Source organism: Segnochrobactrum spirostomi (genome assembly GCF_009600605.1).
Lineage (GTDB): Bacteria > Pseudomonadota > Alphaproteobacteria > Rhizobiales > Segnochrobactraceae > Segnochrobactrum > Segnochrobactrum spirostomi.
Map to the genome: position 1 here is coordinate 334,012 of NZ_VWNA01000003.1, position 21,200 is coordinate 355,211.

Annotated in this window: 13 protein-coding genes and 1 pseudogene; 10 read left to right on the top strand and 4 right to left on the bottom strand. The window is 67.6% G+C overall.

Annotation, left to right across the window (positions count from 1 at the left end; all coding sequences use genetic code 11):
- Positions 1-171: 171 nt before the first annotated feature.
- Positions 172-2,094, top strand: coding sequence for a M23 family metallopeptidase (locus F0357_RS25350; protein ID WP_153489902.1), 1,923 nt, complete (start codon positions 172-174; stop codon positions 2,092-2,094).
- A 134-nt stretch (positions 2,095-2,228) separates the two neighbouring features.
- Here the strand turns inward: F0357_RS25350 and F0357_RS21660 are convergent, their stop codons facing one another.
- Positions 2,229-2,636 (bottom strand): hypothetical protein, encoded by a 408-nt coding sequence (locus tag F0357_RS21660; protein ID WP_153489906.1) that lies wholly within the window; start codon positions 2,634-2,636, stop codon positions 2,229-2,231.
- Positions 2,637-3,643: 1,007 nt separating this feature from the next.
- Between F0357_RS21660 and F0357_RS25355 the strand changes: the two genes are divergently transcribed.
- The 3 genes from F0357_RS25355 (at position 3,644) to F0357_RS21675 (ending at position 9,070) form a co-directional block, all read left to right on the top strand.
- Positions 3,644-7,075, top strand: a complete 3,432-nt coding sequence (locus F0357_RS25355; protein ID WP_208948532.1) for an autotransporter outer membrane beta-barrel domain-containing protein — start codon at positions 3,644-3,646, stop codon at positions 7,073-7,075.
- A 780-nt stretch (positions 7,076-7,855) separates the two neighbouring features.
- Entirely contained in the window at positions 7,856-8,230 is a 375-nt protein-coding gene (locus F0357_RS21670; RefSeq protein ID WP_153489921.1) for a hypothetical protein, read from the top strand.
- Between the two features lie 294 nt (positions 8,231-8,524).
- Entirely contained in the window at positions 8,525-9,070 is a 546-nt protein-coding gene (locus F0357_RS21675) for a hypothetical protein (protein WP_153489925.1), read from the top strand.
- Positions 9,071-10,891: 1,821 nt separating this feature from the next.
- Here F0357_RS21675 and mocR read toward each other — a convergent pair.
- The gene (mocR, locus tag F0357_RS21680; protein ID WP_153489936.1) at positions 10,892-12,403 is read right to left on the bottom strand and encodes a rhizopine catabolism transcriptional regulator MocR; all 1,512 of its coding nucleotides are present in this window, start codon (positions 12,401-12,403) and stop codon (positions 10,892-10,894) included.
- Between the two features lie 155 nt (positions 12,404-12,558).
- Here mocR and iolE point away from each other — a divergent pair, with 155 nt between their 5' ends.
- The 6 genes from iolE (at position 12,559) to F0357_RS21710 (ending at position 18,704) form a co-directional block, all read left to right on the top strand.
- On the top strand, positions 12,559-13,458 hold the full coding sequence (gene iolE, locus F0357_RS21685; RefSeq protein WP_153489946.1) for a myo-inosose-2 dehydratase: 900 nt from the start codon (positions 12,559-12,561) through the stop codon (positions 13,456-13,458).
- A gap of 10 nt (positions 13,459-13,468) precedes the next feature.
- The gene (locus F0357_RS21690) at positions 13,469-14,344 is read left to right on the top strand and encodes a ChbG/HpnK family deacetylase (RefSeq protein WP_153489950.1); all 876 of its coding nucleotides are present in this window, start codon (positions 13,469-13,471) and stop codon (positions 14,342-14,344) included.
- An 85-nt stretch (positions 14,345-14,429) separates the two neighbouring features.
- Positions 14,430-15,416 (top strand): rhizopine catabolism ABC transporter substrate-binding protein, encoded by a 987-nt coding sequence (locus F0357_RS21695; protein WP_208948533.1) that lies wholly within the window; start codon positions 14,430-14,432, stop codon positions 15,414-15,416.
- 172 nt (positions 15,417-15,588) lie between these two features.
- Positions 15,589-16,713 carry an ABC transporter permease gene (locus F0357_RS21700; protein ID WP_153489956.1) on the top strand — a complete coding sequence of 375 codons (1,125 nt, stop codon included), beginning with the start codon at positions 15,589-15,591 and terminating at the stop codon, positions 16,711-16,713.
- A complete protein-coding gene (locus F0357_RS21705) occupies positions 16,713-17,537 on the top strand; it encodes an ATP-binding cassette domain-containing protein (RefSeq protein ID WP_153489960.1) in 825 nt (274 codons plus the stop codon). The genes F0357_RS21700 and F0357_RS21705 overlap by 1 nt, the downstream gene beginning before the upstream one ends.
- Before the next feature lie 57 nt (positions 17,538-17,594).
- Positions 17,595-18,704, top strand: coding sequence for a Gfo/Idh/MocA family protein (locus tag F0357_RS21710; protein WP_153489963.1), 1,110 nt, complete (start codon positions 17,595-17,597; stop codon positions 18,702-18,704).
- Positions 18,705-18,796: 92 nt separating this feature from the next.
- Here F0357_RS21710 and F0357_RS25580 read toward each other — a convergent pair whose 3' ends face one another.
- Together F0357_RS25580 and F0357_RS25585 are read right to left on the bottom strand one after the other, a co-directional pair.
- Positions 18,797-19,741, bottom strand: coding sequence for an aldehyde dehydrogenase family protein (locus tag F0357_RS25580; protein WP_376767855.1), 945 nt, complete (start codon positions 19,739-19,741; stop codon positions 18,797-18,799).
- Positions 19,742-19,798: 57 nt separating this feature from the next.
- Positions 19,799-21,195, bottom strand: a pseudogene (locus F0357_RS25585) (aldehyde dehydrogenase family protein); the annotation flags it as partial.
- Positions 21,196-21,200: the final 5 nt, after the last annotated feature.

Sequence of the window (21,200 nt, forward strand, 5' to 3'; positions counted from 1 at the left end):
TGTCTTTCCTGTGGACACCCGTCCGCGGTCATCCTGATGCCACGAAGGAGTGGCCTGTCGTGACGCTTCCGCAGCCGGGTACCACCGGCTGCACCGATCCCGCCCCCGAACCCCGGTGGCGGCCAGCCCAGGGACTTCGGAGGGTCTGATGGACGTCGAGGGTCGATCCGCGTGAGTGCTGCGGCGAGTGCCGATGCGGGGCGGACCCACGACCGGACGGTCCCGCGCGGCGACAAGACGCTTGCCGACATGAGGCTTGGCCGCCGTACCGGACGCGGCATCGGAAAGATGGCGCCGCTCATGGTGGCGGGCGCTTCGCGCGACGTCCTCGAACACCGCCAGGCCTTCGACCTGCGCTGGCTCGGCGCGACGAGCCTCCTCGGCGGCATCGCCGGCTTCCTCATCGCCGGCGCTCTCGTCACCGCCTTGCGGCCGGTGATGCAGGTCACCTTCGCCGAGCCGGCCGTGGTCCGCTCGACCGTGCACCACCCGGAGCTCGCCCTCGGCGACCGCCCTGGACAGGAGGCGACCGCCGAACCGGCGACGCGCCCCGCGATCGCCCGCAAGACCCGGGTCGAGCAGCTCGAAGGCACCGAGTTGCGGGCCCTCACCCATGTGGTGGTGCGGCTCGCCGACGTTGCGCTCGCTCCGAAAGTGCAGGCCCCGCCGGATGTCCCGGTGCCGCGCGATCGTCCCGACCCAGGCGATGCAGCGGACGTGATCGCCCGCACCTTCGGCCCGCCCGGTCTCGGCAGCGGCCTCGGTGCCACGCCGCATGGTGCCGGTGGCCTCGACGGCTCGGTCAGCGCCTACGCCCCGACCGACATCCCGCGCGATCCATTCCGCCACAAGCGGATGCCGAACGGCACGCGGCACACCCAGGACGCCGGCGCGCCGCGCGGGCAGGCGATCAATGTCTCGACGCTCTCCGCGGCCCCGATGCACGCGATGCCGAGCGAGGTCGTCGTCGTCGCGAAGCCGGGCGATATCCTGACCAACCTTCTCTCGGGCATGGGGCTGTCGGACCGCGACCGCGCCGCGATCGACCGCAGCCTCGCCCACGGTGGGCGCAAGACCGTCACCTTCGCCGGCGGTGAGAAGATCCGCTTCATCTATGTCGACGAGCATTCCCGCGAGAAGCCGATCAAGATCGCGGTCGAGCGCCGCAACGGCCATGTCGACGTCGTCGCCCTGCGCGACCGCGGCGATTATGTCGCGCTGAAGGATGCGCCGGCGCGCCGCGTGGTTCTCGCGTCAGCGGGACCGGCCGTGGCCGAGCCGGCGCTCCGGCCGATCGATCCGGCCGAGCTCGACGGCATTTCCGTGCGCGACGCGCTCGGCGCGCTTTCGGACCAAGGCGTGGCACCGGGAACCCTCGCCGACGTGCTGACCCGCCTGACGGGCCACGACATCTCCCTCGACAGCCAGCTCACTCCCGACGACACGGTCGATTTCGTCTACGGCGCGGCGGACGGCGAGCAGGCCCCGGAGCTTCTGTTCGCCTCCGTCCGGATCGGCGGCACGGTCCACAAATATTACCGCTTCGAGGCGCCCGACGACGGCAGCACCGACTTCTACGACGACGGCGGCCGTTCGGCGACCCAGACGCTGATGCGCAACCCGCTGCCGAACGGCAAGTTCAACAACGGCTTCGGCTGGCGCATCCATCCGGTGCTGGGCGACCGCCGCTTCCACAACGGCGTCGATTATAATGCCCCGATCGGCTCGCCGATCCTCGCGGCGGGTGCCGGCGTGGTCGATGCGATCAGCTATGAGGAAGGCTACGGCCGCTATATCCGCCTCCGGCACGACGGCGGCTACGAGACGACCTACGCCCACGTCGAGGGCTTCGCCAAGGGGCTCAAGGTCGGCTCCCGCGTCCGCCAGGGCCAGACCATCGCCTATGTCGGCTCGACCGGCTACTCGACCGGCCCGCACCTCTATTATGAGGTGCGCGTCAACGGCCGCTACGTCGACCCCCTGCGCATCAAGCTCGCGAGTGGCCGTGTCTTGAGCGGCAACGTGCTCGACACCTTCCAGTCCCAGCGCCGGCGCATCGAAACCCTGCTCAAGGCGACGGCATCCGCGCAATAAGCGGCGCGCGTTGCAAGTTGCGACGCCGGCGCGCCGTGGCGGCTGCCTTGCGCGAGCGTCCGGCCGACGGCTCCACTTTGCGTTCGTGGGGGCGCGGTGCGGCGCCACGAACGCGGGCGGTGTGCGCCTATCTGTCAGGACCCGCCGGTCCGGCCGGTCGGACCTTCGCCGTCCTGCTTGAAGACCTCCCGTGTGGCGTAGTCGTGGGCGCGCTGGGTGCGGGGATCGAGGCGCTGCCGGCGCATGCTGTAGTAGACGAGGAGTCCGCCGACGATCAGGATCAGGGCCCCGATCGCCGGCCATAGAATGATCGTGGCGCCGCCCGTCCGCTGCTGGGGGATGGTCTGCTCCGCCGGTCCCGCCTGATTTGTCCCGGACGGGGTCATGTCCTGACCGTTGCCGGTCCCCGTCGAGGGCTGGGGCGCGGTGACGTCGCCATTTCGGCTTGGCGCGCTGGTCGACGGCGTGGTGTCGGTCGGCTGCGCCACAGCGGCACCGGCGAGCGATGCGAGCACCGCGAAGACAAGAAGAAAGCGACTCATTCCGGCGTCTCCGCTCCATTGCGGGCCGCGCCGCCCTTCGCGGGCGGACCCTGCCTCGGACCCAACCCCCGGTGCCGCAAATGGTTCGCGCTGGGTTTGGTAAGGTCGGATCGGACAGGCGGATAGGAGGGGACGTCCGCGGTCCGTCTGAACCGCACGTGAGGCCGCGTCTGTTCGCGCGATTCCGGAACGGGCGCCGTGCTCGGGAGAGGGCCACACGGACCCAGACCTCATCCCGGGGGCAAAGCCTTCACGAAATCGTTAACGTTCGCTGCGCGCCCACGCTCTCGTCTGGGTTGTGGCGCGATGCGTCGGATCGGAGTCCTTTTCTTGTCCCACCGCTGGTTCGGGGGTGTCGCGCACGGGCGAGGGTCAGCACTCCCGAAGTGCAACTGCAGGTGTGGTCTCTGAAGTCGCGACTGGACGGCGCTTGCGCGCGCCTCAACGGACCTGGCGCCGCCAAAGTCAGCCTCAATCCATGGGTAGATGCGCGTTCATTCGTCGACATGAGAGGAAAGAACACTCAGTATATTCTGTATCTTGCCGTGATGCGGGGGCGAAATCAGCGGGGCGGATAAGCGATCGTCATCGCCACCCATGTTCGCGATGCGCGCCTAACGTGTTCTTCTGAGATGGCGCTCTGGCCGCGATGCTCGATATTGCACCTCGTCACAGCGGCGGTCTGCACCGTCGCCCGGGCCGGACGTTGACATCGCGAAGGCCGGTTTGCTACGACATGAAGGTGACACACTCGTGAAGGGGTGTTCAAAAAGACTAGGCGGATCAATGATATGGTCCTCCTGGCGCGACTGCCGGGCCCGGAGCGGCTAGCCCTCGGGCGGGGGGAAATCATGCTGCATCGAGTGCGCGCTGGTGTTGCCGGCGTTGAGAAGGTTCGTTTGCACGGCCGTGCGACCGCGGTCGCGCTTCTTGCGGGCACTGCCATTTGCGCGGGCGGATTCACCCTCGCGACAACGCCGGCATTCGCCAACGGGGTCGCATGCACGGTGACGGGCAACGCCACGACGAACGCCTGCGACTCGGCGAACGGTATCGGCGTCTATGCCGTGTCCGGCCCGGTGACGATGACGGTCGACGACATCGTGATTCCCAACAACACGGTTACCTTGCAGCCCGGCGGCACCACCGGCAGTCCGTTCGAGCTGACGCTCACGATGCGCAACACCATCGTCAACGCGACGACCTACGGCGCGTTGAACATGGCGTCGAGCGCGGCAGAAACCAATGTGAACGTGACGCTGGAATCGACCGTATCGCTCACCACAAATGCCGGATTCGGCGGCGTGTGGGTGCGGAATGAGGTCAGCGGCAACGTCGCCGTGAACAGTGCAGCCACAATCGAGACCACCAACGTCTCGGGCATCGACCTCACCACCCATATCGGTGCCGTGACGGTCACCAACAGCGGCAGCATCACCGCTCATAGCGTTCGCGGGATTTACGCAGACGGCAATTATGCGGGTACCACCGCGCAAACGGTGTCGGTGACGAATACGAGCACGGGTGTTATCAACGCGTATCAGGCTGGGATACGCGTCATCGATTACTTTGGACTGGCGGAGCTCATAAATCAGGGTGCCGTCAACTCGACCCTGTACCAGGCCCTCGTCGCCTGGTCGAACAACGGCGACGCGTCCATCAGCAATTCAGGGATCGCGACGACCAGCAATTCGAATGCAATCTACGCCGCGACCGAGATTGGCAACGCGACGGTCGTCAACAGCGGCACCGTGACGTCTTACAACGACCCGAGCCTCGACGCGGCGCACGCGCTCATCAGCCCACCGGCCGGCTACAACGGCTTGCGCGGCACGGTCGACTTCTCCGGCAACGTCGAGATCACGAATACGGCGATCGGCGTGGTGACGGCGACACGCGACAGCGGCATTCTCGCGGAAACGCCCCTCGGCAACGTTACCGTGACCAACAACGGCCAGATCACGGGCGCCACCGGCATCGTGGCGAACAGCGGCATGGGCGTCACGATGGCCTCGTCGTCCACGACGAACGGCTCGATCGGGGTCACCAACACCGGCATCATCACCGCAACCGGCCTCGCGATATCCCTCGACGGCACAACCCAAACTCTGAACAACAGCGGCTTGATCTCGACCAGCGGCGCGATCGCGGTCCAGACCGGCAATGGCAACACGACCATCGTGAACTCCGGCTGGATTTCCGCCGGGTCGCCATCCGGTACTGCGATCAGCATGGGCGCTGGCACCAACCTCCTCGCATTGGACACGGCAGCAGTGCTGGTTGGGATTGTTACCAATGCGAGCAGCAACAACACTCTCGAATTGACCGGCAGCGGTGCGCAGACCCTCAGCGGCTCGATCAGCGCGAGCGGGCAGTTCCAGGGGTTCTCCAATCTGACCAAGACCGGCACGGGCACTTGGACCCTCACCGGCGCGAACACCTATTCGGGTGGCACGACGGTGTCGGCCGGCACTCTCGTTGGCAACGCGACGAGCCTGCAGGGCAACATCGCCAACAACGCCACCGTCGTGTTCAACCAGACCGAAACCGGCGTCTATGCGGGAGCGATGACCGGCACCGGCGCCATGACCAAGACCGGCGCCGGCACCCTCATCCTGATCGGTGAGAACACGTATACCGGCGGCACCACGATCTCCGAGGGCACGCTGCAGATCGGCAACGGCGGCACCACGGGCGCGCTCGTCGGCGCCATCGTCAACAACGCGGCGCTCGTCTTCAACCGCTCCGACACCTACAACTTCCCCGGCACCATCTCCGGCCCGGGTTCGGTGACGATCATCGGCGGCACGGTGAACTTCACCGGCGCCAACGCCTATGCGGGTCCGATCTCGGTCGCCGACGCGACGTTCGAACTGGCGCCGGGGGCGGTCTCGGCCTCGAGCTACACGATCGGCTTCGGCGGCGTGATCGGCGGCACCGGCACCATCGGGGGCCTGAGCGTGCTCGATGGCGGCACGGCCTCGCCCGGCTATTCGCCCGGCACGCTCACCGTGAACGGCAACGTGACGTTCGGGTCGGGCTCGATCTACCGCGTCGACGTCTATGCGAACGGGGCCCACGATCTCATCACGGCGACGGGAACCGCGACGATCTCCGGCGGCACGGTGGAGGTGATCGCGCAGAACGGCTATTCGACGCCGCTCGCGACCTACACGATCCTCACCGCCCAGGGCGGGGTCAGCGGCCAGTTCGCCTCGGTGGTCTCGAACTTCGCCTTCCTGACGCCATCGCTCACCTACGACGCCAACGACGTCTATCTGACGCTTGCCCGCAACGACGTGAGCTTCCCGAGCCTCGCCACCACGACGAACCAGTGGGCGGCGGCAAATGCGGCGCAGAGCCTGGGGCTCGGCAACGCGGTCTACGACGCGGTGCTCGCGGTCTCGACCTCCGGCGCTCCGGCGGCGTTCGACGCCCTGTCGGGCGAGGCCTATGCCTCGGCCTCGTCGGTCATGCAGCAGCAATCGAGCTATCTGCGCGAGGCGGTCGGCACCCGCGTGCGCCAGGGGCTCATCGGCCAGTCCGGTTCGGGCCAGGAGACGGCGAAGCTGGCGCCGGGCTACGACGCAACGGTGTGGACACAGGCCTATGGTGCCTGGGGCCAGACCGCCGGCAACGGCAACGCGGCGAGCGTCGACCGCACCATCGGCGGCTTCTTCACCGGCATCGACGCGGCGGTGTCGGAGGCGGCGCGGGTCGGCATCGTCGGCGGCTACAGCCGCTCGACCTTCAACGTCGATGCCCGCTCGTCCTCGGGCGACATCGACAACTACGATCTCGGTCTCTACGGCGGCGCCAAGTTCGGCTCGCTGTCGCTGTTGGCCGCGGCGTCCTACACGTGGCACGACCTGTCGGTCGACCGCACCATCGCCTTCTCGGGCTTCTCGGGGCTCGCCTCGTCGAACTACCAGGCGGGCACCACGCAGGTGTTCGGCGAGGCGGCGTGGCGGGTCGACCTGAGCAAGAGCGTCGATGCGAAGATGTTCGGGGCGGCCTCACTCGAGCCGTTCGCCAACCTCGCCTACGTCAACCTGTCGTCGCAGAACTTCACGGAGACGGGGACGCCGGCGGCGTTGACGGGGTCGGCGGAGACGGAGAACACGCTCTATTCGACGCTGGGCGTGCGGGCGGCGACGGTGTTCCAGATGGCGAACGGGGCGGCGTTGACGCCGCATGCGAGCCTCGGCTGGCAGCATGCCTTCGGCGACGTGAACTCGTCGGCCTCGCTCGCCTTCGCGAGCGGCGGCTCGGCGTTCTCGGTCGCGGGCGTTCCGATCGCCCGCGACGCGGCGCTCGTCGGGGCGGGGGTCGACTACGCCTTCTCGAAGTCGGTGTCGGCGTCGGTGACCTACAGCGGCCAGTTCGGCTCGGGCACCGAGGACAACGCCTTCAAGGGCACCATCAACATCAAGTTCTGACCGGCAACGATCAGACCTGACCGGCGTGCCGGGAGCGTGTTCTCGGGGGCGGCGCGCTGCTATAGCCGGCGCATACCTAGAACGCGGCCATTTTTCCGGCTGGCCGAGATCACGGCGTAAGTGGGACCCGAAGCAGCAGGCTGGATGGTCGTGTTCGCATTATGTCGCGTGCTTGCTTCTGTGCTCGATCTGAAGCGGCTGGGAGCTCGTCTGCCCTGTCGGTCTGGCCGCCGCGCGCGCTCCGTACGACGAGCGTCGTCACCATTTTTTTAGTCGCGGCACCATACTCGTGCACGCATGCGGACGCCGGATAAGTCGATCATCCCGATGTCACCGTCATAGGTGGCCGAGACCGCCCCTAACTGCTGGTCCGGTCCCAGACACCGGACGCTGGCTAGCGCATGCAGCGATTGTACAAGGGCGCGCGAGGCCCATAGCGCCCCCGGCACATCCCGCCATTGCGCCGGTCTGAAAACGCCAGATGATGGCGTTGATTTATCCCCGCGCAACATTGCGCGCCTTGCTCCGCAGCAGCGCCGCGAAATCGCCCATTCCTCGTCGGCCGACTGGTGGCCCACCATCTCTCTCGCTCTCCGCGCGGAAGCCTGAATTGCGATAAATCCAAGCGTACAAGCGCATGGGCCGCTGCCTTGCCGTGTTTTGGGCGGCACGGCAAACGTGCCGCCATCGGGGAGGGTGCCCCACGGCCGGACGAACGAGGATCGTCTCAGGGCCGGTCAGCGAGCAAATGCTCGATTGAAACCCCGATAGGAGACGACGATGACCGCCACCGCCCGCGAGAACAACGAGAGCAACATCTACGCGCGCACCCTCACGCCGAAAGGCATTAAGTTCAGCGCCAACCGCAACGGAACCCGGATTGCGACCTTCTTCGCCGCCGTCCGCTACGCTAAGCGCGAGGGCACCTACGATCTGATGGTGACTGCCAGCGGCAAGGCCCTCGCCGACATCGAGCCCGAGCTTGAGAACGCTCGGCCGATCCGCGTCTATGGCGTCCACGAGGACTTGGTCGCCAACGACGGGCGTCGCCAACGAGGGGTGTTCCGCGTCATTGGTCTCAGCCGGCCGAAGGAAGATGCCGCGACGGCCTCAACGCACCAGCCCTGCCAAGGTCCCCACGGAGCCGCAGCCTGAGGCGAGAAAGCGCGCGTGCCACAAGGCCGCCGAGCAGCTGAATATCTCTTCCACCGACGGCGACCAGACCGCTTCTCATCAGCGCTATCACAACCGCGACCTCGACGACGAGATCCAGTTCTGATCACCAGGTCACAGCCCCGCCGGCTTCGCCGGCGGGGTTTCGTTTTCCACGGCCGACCAAACGCGACGGCGGTGGGGAGGGCGGCTCCTCGCCCAGCCTCCCGTCACGAATCTCGTCTCCGGACCGGTCAGCGAGCAGGTGCTCGATTGAAACCCCGATAGGAGATGACGATGATCGCTACCGCCCGCGACACTAACCAGGACGACATCTACACCCGCAACCTCACGCCGAAGGGCATCAAGTTCAGCGCCAACCGCAACGGAACCCGGACCGCGACCTTCTTCGCCCCGGTCCGCTACGCTCGTCGCGACGGCACGTACGATCTGATGGTCACCGCCGCCGGCAAGGCCCTTGCCGACATCGAGCCCGAGCTCGCCGCCAATCGGCCGATCCGCGTCTATGGCGTCCACGAGGCCCTGGTGACCAAAGACGGCCGCCGCCAGCGCCGGGTGTTCCGCGTCATTGGCCTCAGCAAGCCGAAGGAAGATGCCACGCCGACGCCGGCCCAGGTGCCGGCCCAGGTTCCCGCCCAAGTCTCGGCCCAGGCTCTCGCCCCGACGCAGCCGAGTCTAGCCCCGGCGTCCCAGCCTGACGCGAAGAGGAGTCAGCGCCGCCAGGCGGCGAAGCAGTCGAAAACCTCTCCCGCCGGCGGCGACCAGACCGTTGCGCGCCAGCGCCACTACAGCCGCGACCTCGACGACGAGATCCCGTTTTAATCCCGGGTCAGAGCCCCGCCGGCTTCGCCGGTGGGGTTTTGTTTTCCACGGCCGGCCAAATGCTCCGCCGTCGGGGAGGCAGGTCGATCGCCTTACGGAGCGTCGCGAACGTCGTCCCCCGCTCGGAGCCATCCCTGCGTCTCAGCTGCCGGATGCCGTCGGCGCGGGCACAAATCCCGAAGCGGCCAAAGTATTCGACCCTACCCTAGAGAACCGGCATGGATACGCCATAAGCCACAACCTATGCATGTACTCCGCCCCGTGACGTCAGAATGCAGCAAACTTGTCGTCGGCTCAGACCATCGCACCGCCAGGTTCCACCTCGCTCGATCTCATCGCCTATCGCGTTCCGCCGGCGCCAACGACCGCGCCTAATCCCCAGCAGACGGCCGAAAGCGTCAACTTTCCTCGTAGCTGTCGCCTGTCATCACTGACAGCGCACCGACCAGCACACCCTCACGATCCCAACAACGACCGGCCGGCTGCGACCCAGGATGCGGAAGCGCGCCGTGTGGGCCAACGCGACGTGACCGTGTTGCTCTGAGCGAACCGCCACCTGACCCCGACCACCCGCCCTGCCGTCGGGAGCGGCTTCGGCGGGCGACGACAACTTGGAACAGAGTTGTCGTCTGACACGCACCGCCCGATCGCCCTCGAAGGAGCACCGCATTCCTTTGCTTCGGACGTCGACACGAAGCGGATCCGACCAGCACCGACCGGCGTCGCCACTCGCACGACGACAACTTCTGCCGAACCTGACGTCAGCGGTTTCGAGCCAATGCCCGGGCGGCCGATGCGCACGAGCCCTCCGTCTTAGCCGCAAGACTCGGCCGCGCCCCGCGGGTAGCCTGGTGTCCTATTCGACGCCGATATGTGCGCCGAATATTTGATTCCGGAATGCGAGTACGCCTGAAGGCTCTGCGAGATTGCACCGGGAAATAGATCTCTGGCTCGGCGCCTTCATGTCGTAGTGAAGGCGCCTCCGGCCACGTCGAATACGCCTCGCTCCATTTTGCGCGGCAAGCCAAACCCGCGCATCGACCGTCGGGCCATGACACGCGAGCGCGCGATGTCGCGTCAGCCCATGACCCCGACCGGATCCCCCTCCCGTTGGACACCAGGCATGCTATCGCTCGTGAGTCAGGCGCAGCACCTCATCGACGGCACGTATAAGGGCCGCGGCTGTACCCCGAAGGACACGGAAGAAGAGGAGGGCCCAATACCGCAGTTTTTGTGCATCCCTCCGGGACGCGCAAAAACCGCTATTGCTCCGCGCTAAAACTGGGCTTTGCAAGGCAGGGCGGTCGCGCGTTCGAGCATGGCTCGAATGCGCACGCCTCACTTGCGTGGGCGTGGCCGTCGGCGGCGCAATACGCCGTTCAACCGATGATTGTGCAACCGATGGGGCCTGCTCGAGTGCTTGCGAATATTGTGAGGCTGTCCATTCTGGCCACCGTCTGCGAGTAAGGCTCGGAGGGCGGCTGGCGCTGGATACCGAAGCGGCCCGACGTGATGACACCTGTTCCAACTCCGCGGTGAAGGCCGGATCAGAAGGGGTGGCGGAGACGGTCTGTGTTGCTCCGCTCAAGGGTCACGCGAGGACATCGCTCACGAACGCCATAGAGCCGTCAGCAAGGGCACTGCACGTCTGACGAGGCGCGGTGGTGGTCACCAGACGCCTCGGATGAATGAACGAACCAATGGGAAGCGGCGCACTCGCAACGGTACTAAAGCCGAAGCTGTAGCCGGCGAGATGCATCGAGGCGGGGGGGACTCAGGCACAAGGAACGGCTCAAGCGTGCCCGGTCGTTCATTATAACCTCATCCGTGGGCCGACTTGCGATCCCCTCCCATCGTGTCTGGGGCACCGGCGTCCTCCTCGACGCTGCGGAAAGTTTGCCGGAGCACGGAGATGCCGCGGCGCATGGCGGTGTCGTCCGCGCCGGCATAGCCCAGAAGAAGGCCGTGGCGTGGGGCGCCGTGGCGATATTGCATCGAGAGCGGTGAGACGTTGATGCCCTGCGCCTGCGCCGCGGCGGCCACGGCGCGGTCGTCGAGGCCGGGGGCGAGTAGGCCCACCATCTGGATGCCGCTGTCGCCCCCGGCCAACGTCATCCAGCGGCCGAGCTCGGCCTCGCAGGCCGCGCGGAAGGTCTGGCGCCGGGCCGCATAGATGCGGCGCATCCGCCGCAGGTGGCGCGCCATATGACCGCCTGAAATGAAATCGGCGAGCGCCGCCTGAAGAATGAGCGGCGCGAACTGGCCGGTGATGCTGAGCGCCCGGGCGATGCCGTCGAGGAGCGCCGGGGGCAGCACCATGAAGCCGAGCCGCAAGGCGGGAAACAGGATCTTCGCGAAGGTGCCGACATAGATGACGCGGCCGAAGCGGTCGAGACCCTGCATCGCCGGGATCGGCTGCCCCTGAAAGCGGTACTCGCCGTCGAAATCATCCTCGATGATCCACGCGTCGCGCGCCTCGGCGAGCTCCAGGAGCTTGAGGCGCTGCTCCATGCGCATCGTCGCGCCGAGGGGATGGTGACAGGAGGGGGTGACGTAGACCACCCGGGGCCTAGCCTGCCGATCGAGATCGAGCCGCCATCCGTCCCCGTCGACCCCGAGCGGCAACAGCCGTGCGCCCGCCGCGGTGAAGGCGGCCTGGGCGCCATAATAGCCCGGCTCCTCCATCCAAACGGGGTCGTCGGGGTCGATCAGCAGCCGGGCGAGCAGGTCGAGCGCCGCTTGGGCCCCGGTCGTCACCACGATCTGGTCGGGACTGCAGCGCACGCCGCGCGCGGTCTTGAGATAGGCGGCGATCGCCTGCCGGAGATCGGGATGGCCGGCGACGTGGTAGGTGCCGAACAGCGAGGTGCGGGCGAAGCGGGCACGGCGGGCGATCAGCTTCCCCCAGGTGGCGAACGGGAAGTTCGCGGCGTCCGGCATGCCGGGATGGAGCGCGTGCTGGCCCGGGGTGCCGTGATGGGCGGGCTGCGCCATCATCAGCGCGCCACGGCGTGAGATCGGCCGGGTCTGCGGCGCTGGCGTGGCGGCGTCCTGAAGAGAGAGCGCGGCGATCGGAAGGTCCACGACGACAGGCCGCGCGCCGGGCCGCGTCGCCACATAGCCTTCGGCGCCGAGTTGATCGTAGGCGGCCGTCACGGTGTTGCGGGCGATCTCGAGATCGAGCGAGAGCGTGCGGGTCGAGGGCAGGGCCGTTCCCGCGGCCAGGACACCCTGCTCGATGAGCGCGCGGAGTGCCGCATAGAGCTGGCGGTGCAAGGGGAGGCCTGCGTCGCGGTCGAGCACCAGGGCTTCGAGGGGAAAACTCTCGGGCATCGCCCGCTCCTTCCGGCGTGATCGCCGACTGCGAGAGGGTGGGATGGTTCCCGCGCCCCGTCAACTGGACCCAACAAACTCGCTGAAACTGGCCCTCGTGAAGGAGACAGATCGGCCTAGGATGAGGCCGAGAAACGCGGTCCCGGATGGCATCGATGAGCGTCAGACTCGGTATCAATCCCATCACCTGGTCGAACGACGACGTGCCGTCGCTCGGGGGAGACACTCCGCTCGAAGTCTGTCTGGCGGAGACGCGAGAAGCAGGCTTCAGCGGAACCGAACTCGGCGGCAAATTTCCGCGGCAGGCGGACGCCTTGAAGGCGGTTCTCGCCGCCCACGACCTTGCGCTCGTCTCCGGCTGGTATGACGGGCGGATCGCCGAGCGGGAGGTCGAGGCGGAGTTCGACGCGGTGCTGCCGCATCTCTCGCTCCTCAAGGCATCGGGCGCGACCAAAGTTGTCTATGCGGATACCTCGCTCGGTCGCCATGACGGCATCTTCCGCCCGATTTCGGAGCGTCCGGTGCTGCCGGCCGAGGCGTGGGCGGCCTATGGCGCCAAGGTCACGGCGCTCGCCGAGCGGATGGCCGCGTTCGGCGTCGCCATGGCCTTCCACCATCACATGGGCACGATCGTCGAGACCGACGCCGAGATCGGCGCGCTGATGAACCACACCGGTGAAGCGGTCGGGCTGCTCTACGACACCGGTCATTGCGCGTTCTCCGGCGGCGATCCGCTGGCGCTGCTCGAAGCGCACCTCGGCCGCATCGTCCACGTCCATTGCAAGGATGTCCGCCCCGCCATGCTCGCGCGGGCCCGCGCCGAGGATATGAGCTTCATGGGAGCGGTGCTCGACGGCATCTTCACCGTGCCCGGCGACGGCGCGATCGATTATCCGGCCCTCCTGCGTCGCTTGGCGGACGGTGGTTACGAGGGCTGGCTCGTGGTCGAGGCGGAGCAGGACCCCGCCAAGGCGCATCCGCTCACCTATGCGAGCCTCGGCTACCGGAACCTGAAGACGATGGCCGAGGCCGCCGGCTTCACGGTCGAGCCCTGAGGACCGGCCGATGACGTCGCCGGCGCCCCCGAAAGCGGACACCCGGATCATCGTCAACATCGACGATCTCGGCATGTGCCACGGCGCGAACGCGGCCTTTCTCGATCTCTGGCGGCTCGGGCGCTGCGACTCGGGCTCGGTGATGGTGCCGTGTCCCTGGTTTCTCGAGATCGCGGAGGCCGGACGGGCCGATCCTTCGCTGCAACTCGGCGTCCACCTCACGATCACCGCGGAGAAGCGGCATTATCGCTGGCGCCCGTTGACCGCGCCGAGCCGCGCCGCTGGCCTCGTCGATGACGACGGCTATCTGTGGGGCAGCGTGGCGGCGGTCCGGCGCTCCGCCGCACCCGAGGCGGTCGAGGCGGAGATGCGTGCCCAGATCGAGGCCTTTCTTGCCGCCGGCTTGAAGCCGACCCACGTCGACGCCCATCAGGCGGCGGCGCTCGCGCCGGAATTCGCGTCGATCTACCTCGCGCTTGCCGTCGAGTACCGGTTGCCCGCCATGGTCCCGCGGGCGCTGGAGGCCTACGGCCCGGTGCACAATCTCGGTGCCGTCGATCCCGCTTTCTACGCGCGGACGGCGGCGGGTTTCGCCGCGACGGGCGGCGTCCCGGTCGACCGGGTGCTGGAGACACCCTGGCACCGCGAGGCACCGGCTGCGACCCGCTACGCGGCCTTCTTCTCGGCGATCGGCCCCGGGGTGACGTTCCTCGCGCTCCATGCCAACGCGCCCGGTGAGATTGAAGCGATCGAGCCGGCGACGGCGGCGATCCGGACGGAAGAATACGATTTCCTGCGCGGGATCGAGAGCGCAGCCTGGTTCGAGGCCGTGGCACCCTACCGCACGACGCTCGCCCACCTTGCGGGGGATGCCGCGCCGCCATGACGGATCCGGCCTCGCTCCGCCCCTGCGGTCGGAGCGAGACGCCGGCGAAAAACCGCAGGCAAAGAACGAACAGAGGGACAGAACGATGAAGAGGATGCTCAACGGCGCCGTTCGCGGCGCCCTCGCAGCGGCCGTGCTCGCGACGACCGTCTCGCTCGCTGCGGTGTTTCCGGCCGCGGCCCAGGTGAAGAAGCCGCAGGATGTGCGGATCGTCTTCGTGACGCACGGGCAGGCGAACGACAATTATTGGACCGTCGTGAAGAACGGCATGAAGGCGGCCTCCGACGCTCTCGGCGTAAAGGTCGACTACCGGGCGCCGGAGACCTTCGACGTCGTCAAGATGGGCCAGATGATCGAGGCGGCGACCGCCTCCCATCCGGACGGCCTCGTCGTCTCGATCCCCGACGCCACCGCCCTCCAGGGTCCTGTCGAGGCCGCGAAGGCCGCAGGCATCCCGGTCGTGGTGATCGACAGCGGCGAGGATCAGGTGAAGCCGTGGGGCCTCGACCTCTTCGTCGGCGGCGGCTCGGAATATCAGAACGGGCTCAAGTCGGGCGAGATTCTCGGCAAGGCGGGGGTGAAGGAAGCGGTCTGCGTCAACCACGAGGTCGGTAATGTCAGCCAGGACCAGCGCTGCCAGGGCCTGACGGATGGCCTCGCCAAGACCGGCGGCAAGACCGAGGTCGTGGCCGTGACGCTCGACCCGACCGACGCCACGCGGCGCATCGAAGGGTTCATGGCCTCGCATCCGAATGTCGACGGCATGATGCTGCTCGGCACGACGCTCGCCGGCCCGATCCTGCAGATGCTCGACGAGCGCGGGCTATCGGGTAAGCTCAAGATCGGCGCTTACGATATCTCCCCGGAAGTGCTCGATGCGATCTCGAACGACAAGATGTTGTTCACGATCGACAGCCAGCAATATCTGATGGGCTATCTGCCGGTCGTGCTGCTCGCCGGTAAGGCGATGTACAAGACGCTGCCGACCGAACCGGTCCGCACGGGCCCGTCGATCATCACCAAGGCTGAAGCCGGCGCGGTGAAGCAGCTCGCGGACGAAGGTATCCGCTGACGGCGCGACGGGACGGCGCGAGACCTGCGCCGTCCCGCTGGCGCGCAGCCAGTCGAGAGCGGCTTTGCCGAGAGACAAACGAGGTGTGCGCAGAATCTCTCCTTCGCTGGGGCGGGGAAAGATGCCGGACGCCGCCCGAACGTCCCCGTTGCCGGGGAGGAGAACAACGGACATGACCATGGGAACAGCGGTCCCGGCGGAACCGCACCGCCCTCGGATGCCGCCTCACCGGCTGCGACGGCTGGTGAGCCGGGCGCTCAAGCGGCCCGAGCTCGGCGCGCTCGGAGCGACGATCTTCGTCTTCGTCGCCTTCGGCCTGACGGCGGGAGGCAGCGGTCTCTTCAGTGTACTCGGCATCACCAACTTCCTGCAGGTGTCCGCCCAGCTCGGCATTCTCGCGGCGGCGGTGTCGCTTCTGATGATCGGCGGCGAGTTCGATCTTTCGCTCGGCTCGATGATCGGCTTTTCCGGCATCGTCATCGGCCTTTGCGTCACCGAGTTCGGGCTGCCGCTCTGGGTCGGTATCCTCGCGGCGTTCGCGGCGGCGATCCTGGTCGGCACGGCGAACGGCATCCTGGTGATGCGCACGAACCTGCCGTCCTTCATCGTGACGCTCGCCGGCTATTTCGTGCTGCGCGGTCTTTCGCTCGCCGTCACCCGGACACTCACCGGTCGCACCCAGATCCCGTACATCACCAAAGGCTCCGACGAGCCGTGGGTGATCTGGCTGTTCGGCGGCAAGTTCGGCACCGGGCTCTTTCAATGGCTCGGCAACATGGGCGTCATCCCGCTCAGGGCTGACGGCGTCCCGATCGTTCAGGGCCTGCCGATGTCGATCGCGTGGTGGCTCGTCATCACCGCGCTCGCGACCTGGGTCTTGGTCCGCACCCGGTTCGGCAACTGGATCTTCGCCGTCGGCGGCGATCTCCAGGCGGCGCGCAATGTCGGCGTGCCTGTCGCCCGGGTAAAGATCCTGCTGTTCGTCGCGACCGCCTGTTCGGCGGCTCTCTTCGCCACCATTCAGGTGCTCGAATCCGGCTCGGCCGACACCCTGCGCGGGACGCAGAAGGAGTTCGAGGCCGTGATCGCCGCAGTGATCGGCGGCAACCTGCTCTCCGGCGGCTACGGCTCGGCGATCGGCGCGATGTTCGGCTCGCTCGTCTTCGGCACCGTCGAGATGGGGATCTTCTATACCGGGATCGACTCCGACTGGTTCATGGTCTTCCTCGGGCTGATGGTGCTCATCGCCGTGTTGTTCAATAATTACGTGCGCCGCAAGGCGACGGAGGGCCGGTGATGGGCAGTGCAGCGCAAGCGGAGGCGGCTCCGATCGTCGAACTCGACCGGGTCGGTAAGGCATTCGGCATCGTCGTCGCGCTTCAGGACATCTCGATCGCGGTGCGGCCTGGAGAAGTCCACTGCCTGCTCGGCGACAACGGGGCCGGCAAGTCGACCTTGATCAAGATCCTGTCCGGGGTTCACCAGCCGACATCCGGCGAGATGCGCGTCGACGGCGTGAGGACGGTGTTCGACACCCCGCGTCAGGCCCTCGACAAGGGCATCGCGACGGTGTTCCAGGACCTCGCGATGATCCCGCTGATGTCGATCACCCGCAATTTCTTCCTCGGCCGCGAGCCGACCCGCGGCCGCTTCATCACCCGACGGCTCGACATGCGGCGGGCGAACGAGATCGTGTTCGACGAGCTCAACCGGATGGGGATCAACGTGCGCGATCCCGAGCAGGCGGTCGGCACGCTGTCGGGGGGCGAGCGGCAATGCGTGGCGATCGCCCGGGCCGTGTATCACGGCGCGCGGGTTTTGATCCTCGACGAGCCGACCTCGGCGCTCGGCGTCCATCAGGCCTCCATCGTGCTCCGGTACATCGCCCAGGCGCGCAGCCGCGGCATCGGCGTGGTGTTCATCACCCACAACATCCACCACGCCTATCCGATCGGCGATGTGTTCACGCTGCTCAATCGCGGGCGCGTGCATGGCACGTTCCGCAAGGCGGAGATCACCGAGACGGAAGTGCTGGAACTGATGGCCGGGCGCCGCGACCTCCAGCATCTCCATGCCGAGTTGGCGCGGGCGCCGGCCTCTCCGCCTGCCGCAGCCCACTAGCGTCTCTGCGTTGCCGGCGCCGCCGCGCGCCGGCTCCTCCCGTTCAGGATGATGATGATGACGGACCGTTTGAAGGTCGGCGTCGCCGGCGGCGGCTTGATCGCGCAGGTCGAGCACATTCCCAATCTACTCGCACTCAAGGACAAGTTCGTCGTCGTCGGCGTGAGCGATCCATCGCCCACCGTTCGGGCCGCGCTCGCCGACCGGTTCGGCGTGGCGACGGTGCCGACGGCTGAGGACCTCCTCGCCCTCGGGCTCGATGCGCTGGTGATCGCCGCTCCCGATCCCTGGCATGGCGCGCTCGCGACCGCGGCACTCGCGGCGGGCCTCCACGTCTTCTGCGAGAAGCCGCTCTGCTACGGCGTCGGCGAGATTGACGATCTCATCGCGGCCGAGGCCCGGTCCGGCACCGTGCTCCAGGTCGGCTACATGAAGCGGTTCGATCCGAGCTACGAGGCGGCGCTGGAGCGGGTCGCCGGACGCGGCGACCGGCTGCGTTATCTCTCGGTCGAGGTGCACGATCCCGACGCGGCGCCGTTCGTGGGACATCATCCCCTCGTCGCAGGCCGCGACGTGCCCGCCGACCTCGTCGACGCGACGGGGCAGCGGCGGCGGGCACAGGTTCGTGCTGCCCTGGGCTTCGATCCGTCCGAGACGATATTTCGCGGTTTTGCAGGGGCTTATTCCTCGGCGCTCGTGCACGACGTGAATGCGGCGCACGGCCTTCTCGATGCCATGGGGCTGGTCACGGGAGGCGTCACCGGGGCTGCGATCTTCGCGGGCGGCGTGGGCGGACAGGGGGCCGTCGCCTTGCAGGGGGGCGAGGCGCTGTGGACTATGACCCACGTCGAGGTGCCGGGCGTCGGGGATTATGCCGAGCGCATCAGCCTCTATTTCGAGGATGAGATCGTCGAACTGGTCTTTCCGGCGCCCTATCTCAATCACCATCCGACCCGATTGACGGTGAAGCGCGGCGCCGGCAGCCGGCTCGAGACGACGGACATTCGGATCGGCTACGAAGAGGCCTTCGTGCGGGAACTCGAGGCGTTCTGGCATGCCATCGTGAAAGGCGGGCCTCGGCGCAACACCGCGATCGAGGCGCGGCGGGATCAAGCACTGTTGGTGGCGCTCGCGACGGTCGCGGCCGGTCTCCCGTCCGTCGCCTGAAGCCTCGCGGAATGAAAAACCCACCCGGTCCGGGAGGACGGGTGGGTTTTCGTTTGATCCGGTCTGCCGATCAGGCGCTGGAAGAGCGGCAATCACTCGCCGTAGGGCACCCATATGTTCTTCACCTGGGTCGCGCGGCGGAGGAACTCGCGGCCTTGGCCTTCCGCGTCGTCGTCCCAGCGGCGGGCTTGGCCGTCGTTGACCCAGGTGACTTTGAGGTTGCCGGCCGAGGCGCGCTCGACGAGGGCGCTGCCGGCCTTGCCGCCGTGATACCAGACGGCCGCCACCTCATCGTGCTCGGCGAGCGTCTTCGCCAGCACGTCCGTTTCGCCGGTCACGATGTTGATCGTGCCCGGGGGTACGTCGCTGGTGTCGAGCACTTGGTAGAGGTCGGTCGCGGCGAGCGGGGCGCGGAAGGACGGCACCGCGACCACCCGGTTGCCCATGGCGATCGCCGGCAGCACCAGCGAGAGAAAGCCGAGCAGCGGCGCCTCGTCAGGGCAGAGCATGCCGATGACCCCGAACGGCTCGTTCATGGCGAGCGTCACGTGGCGCGAGCGCGTCGCGTGGACCGCGCCGTCGAACTTGTCGGCCTGGGCGGCGTACCAGAAGCAGCGGCGGATCGAGCGGGCGACCTCCTCGGCCGCCTCCTTGGCCGATCCGGCCCCCATCGCCACCAAGCGGGCCTCGAACTCGGCCGCGCGCGCGGCGAGGTTCTCGGCCAGATAATAGAGCACCTGGGCGCGGTTGTGGGCGGTCGCGGACGACCACGCGCCGGCCTTGGCCGCCGCCTCGACAGCGTTGCGGATGTCCTTGCGGTTGCCGAGGCCCGCGAGCGAGATCGGCTTCCCGTGCCGGCCGACCACCGTGTAGCTGTAGCCGGAATCCGGGCGCACCTGCTTGCCGCCGACATAGAGCTTCGCGGTGCGGTCGATGGTCGGCAGGTTGCCGGTCTCGACGAGAGCCGGCGACGGTGTGGCGACGACCTCCGCCGCGGCGCGCTCGGTCACGGCACGGCCCTTCGCCGGGCCGGTCACCAGATATTCGCTCAGCCCCTCGCGTCCCCCTTCGCGGCCGAAGCCGCTCTCGCGGTAGCCGCCGAAGCCCGCGGCGGCATCGAACAGGTTCGCCGCGTTGATCCAGCACACCCCGGCCTTGATCTTGGCGGCGAGCTCGAGCGCGCGGTCGATCGTCTGCGTCCACACCGAGGCGGCGAGCCCGTAGCGGCTGTTGTTGGCGAGCGCCACCGCCTCGTCCGGGGTGCGGAAGGTCATGGCGACCAAAACGGGGCCGAAGATCTCGATCTCGGCGAGCGAGGAGGCGGGCTCGACCTCGGTGAACAGGGTCGGGGGAAGAACAGGCCCTTTGCCGGCAGCGCGCAGGCCGGCTGATGGCAGGTCGCCCCCTCCGCCTTGCCCTTCTCGACGAGGGTGCGGATGCGGTCGAGCTGCACGGGCGCGACGATCGCGCCGATGTCGATCCCCTTGTCGAGCGGGTCGCCGACCCGGAGCGTCTCCATGCGCCGGCGCAGCTTCGCGTAGAAGCGCTCGGCGATACCCTCCTGAACGAGGAGGCGTGATCCGGCGCAGCAGACTTGGCCCTGGTTGAACCAGATGGAATCGACGAGGCCCTCGACCGCGCCGTCGAGATCGGCGTCCTCGAAGACGATGAAGGGCGACTTGCCGCCGAGTTCGAGCGAGAGCTTCTTGCCAGAGCCCGCCGTCTTCTCGCGGATCAGGCGGCCGACCTCGGTCGACCCCGTGAAGGCAATCTTGTCCACGTCGGCATGCTCGACGATCGCGGCCCCCGTCGCGCCGTCGCCGGTGACGATGTTGACGACGCCCTCGGGGAGCCCGACCTCGGCGCAGATCTCGGCAAAGGCGAGCGCCGTCAGCGGCGTGAACTCGGCCGGCTTCAGCACCACCGTGTTGCCCGCGGCGAGCGCCGGTGCGACCTTCCAGGCGAGCATCAGCAGCGGGAAATTCCACGGGATGATCTGGCCGCAGACCCCGACGGGCCGCGTGCCGGGAAACTCGGTCTCGATCAGCTCCGCCCAGCCGGCGTGGTGGTAGAAGTGGCGGGCGACGAGGGGGATGTCGATGTCGCGGCTCTCGCGGATCGGCTTGCCGTTGTCCATCGTCTCGAGCACCGAGAGGAAGCGCTCGTGCTTCTGGACGTGGCGGGCGATTGCATAGAGATAGCGGGCGCGGACGTGGCCCGGCGTCGCGGACCACGACTTGAACGCCTTGCGGGCTGCCTTCACGGCGCGATCGACGTCCTCGGCGCTGCCCTGCGCCACCGAGGCGAGGGTGTCGCCGGTCGCCGGGTTGACGACGTCGAAGCGCTCGGCGCTGTCGGAATCGCTGAACGCGCCGGCGATGAAGTGACCGAAGCGGCGGCCGTGACGGTCGAGCCAGGCGGTCACGACGTCGTTCGCCTCCGGCGCGGGCCCGTATTCCATGCTCACGAGAATGTCCTTGATCGAAGCCATTCCGG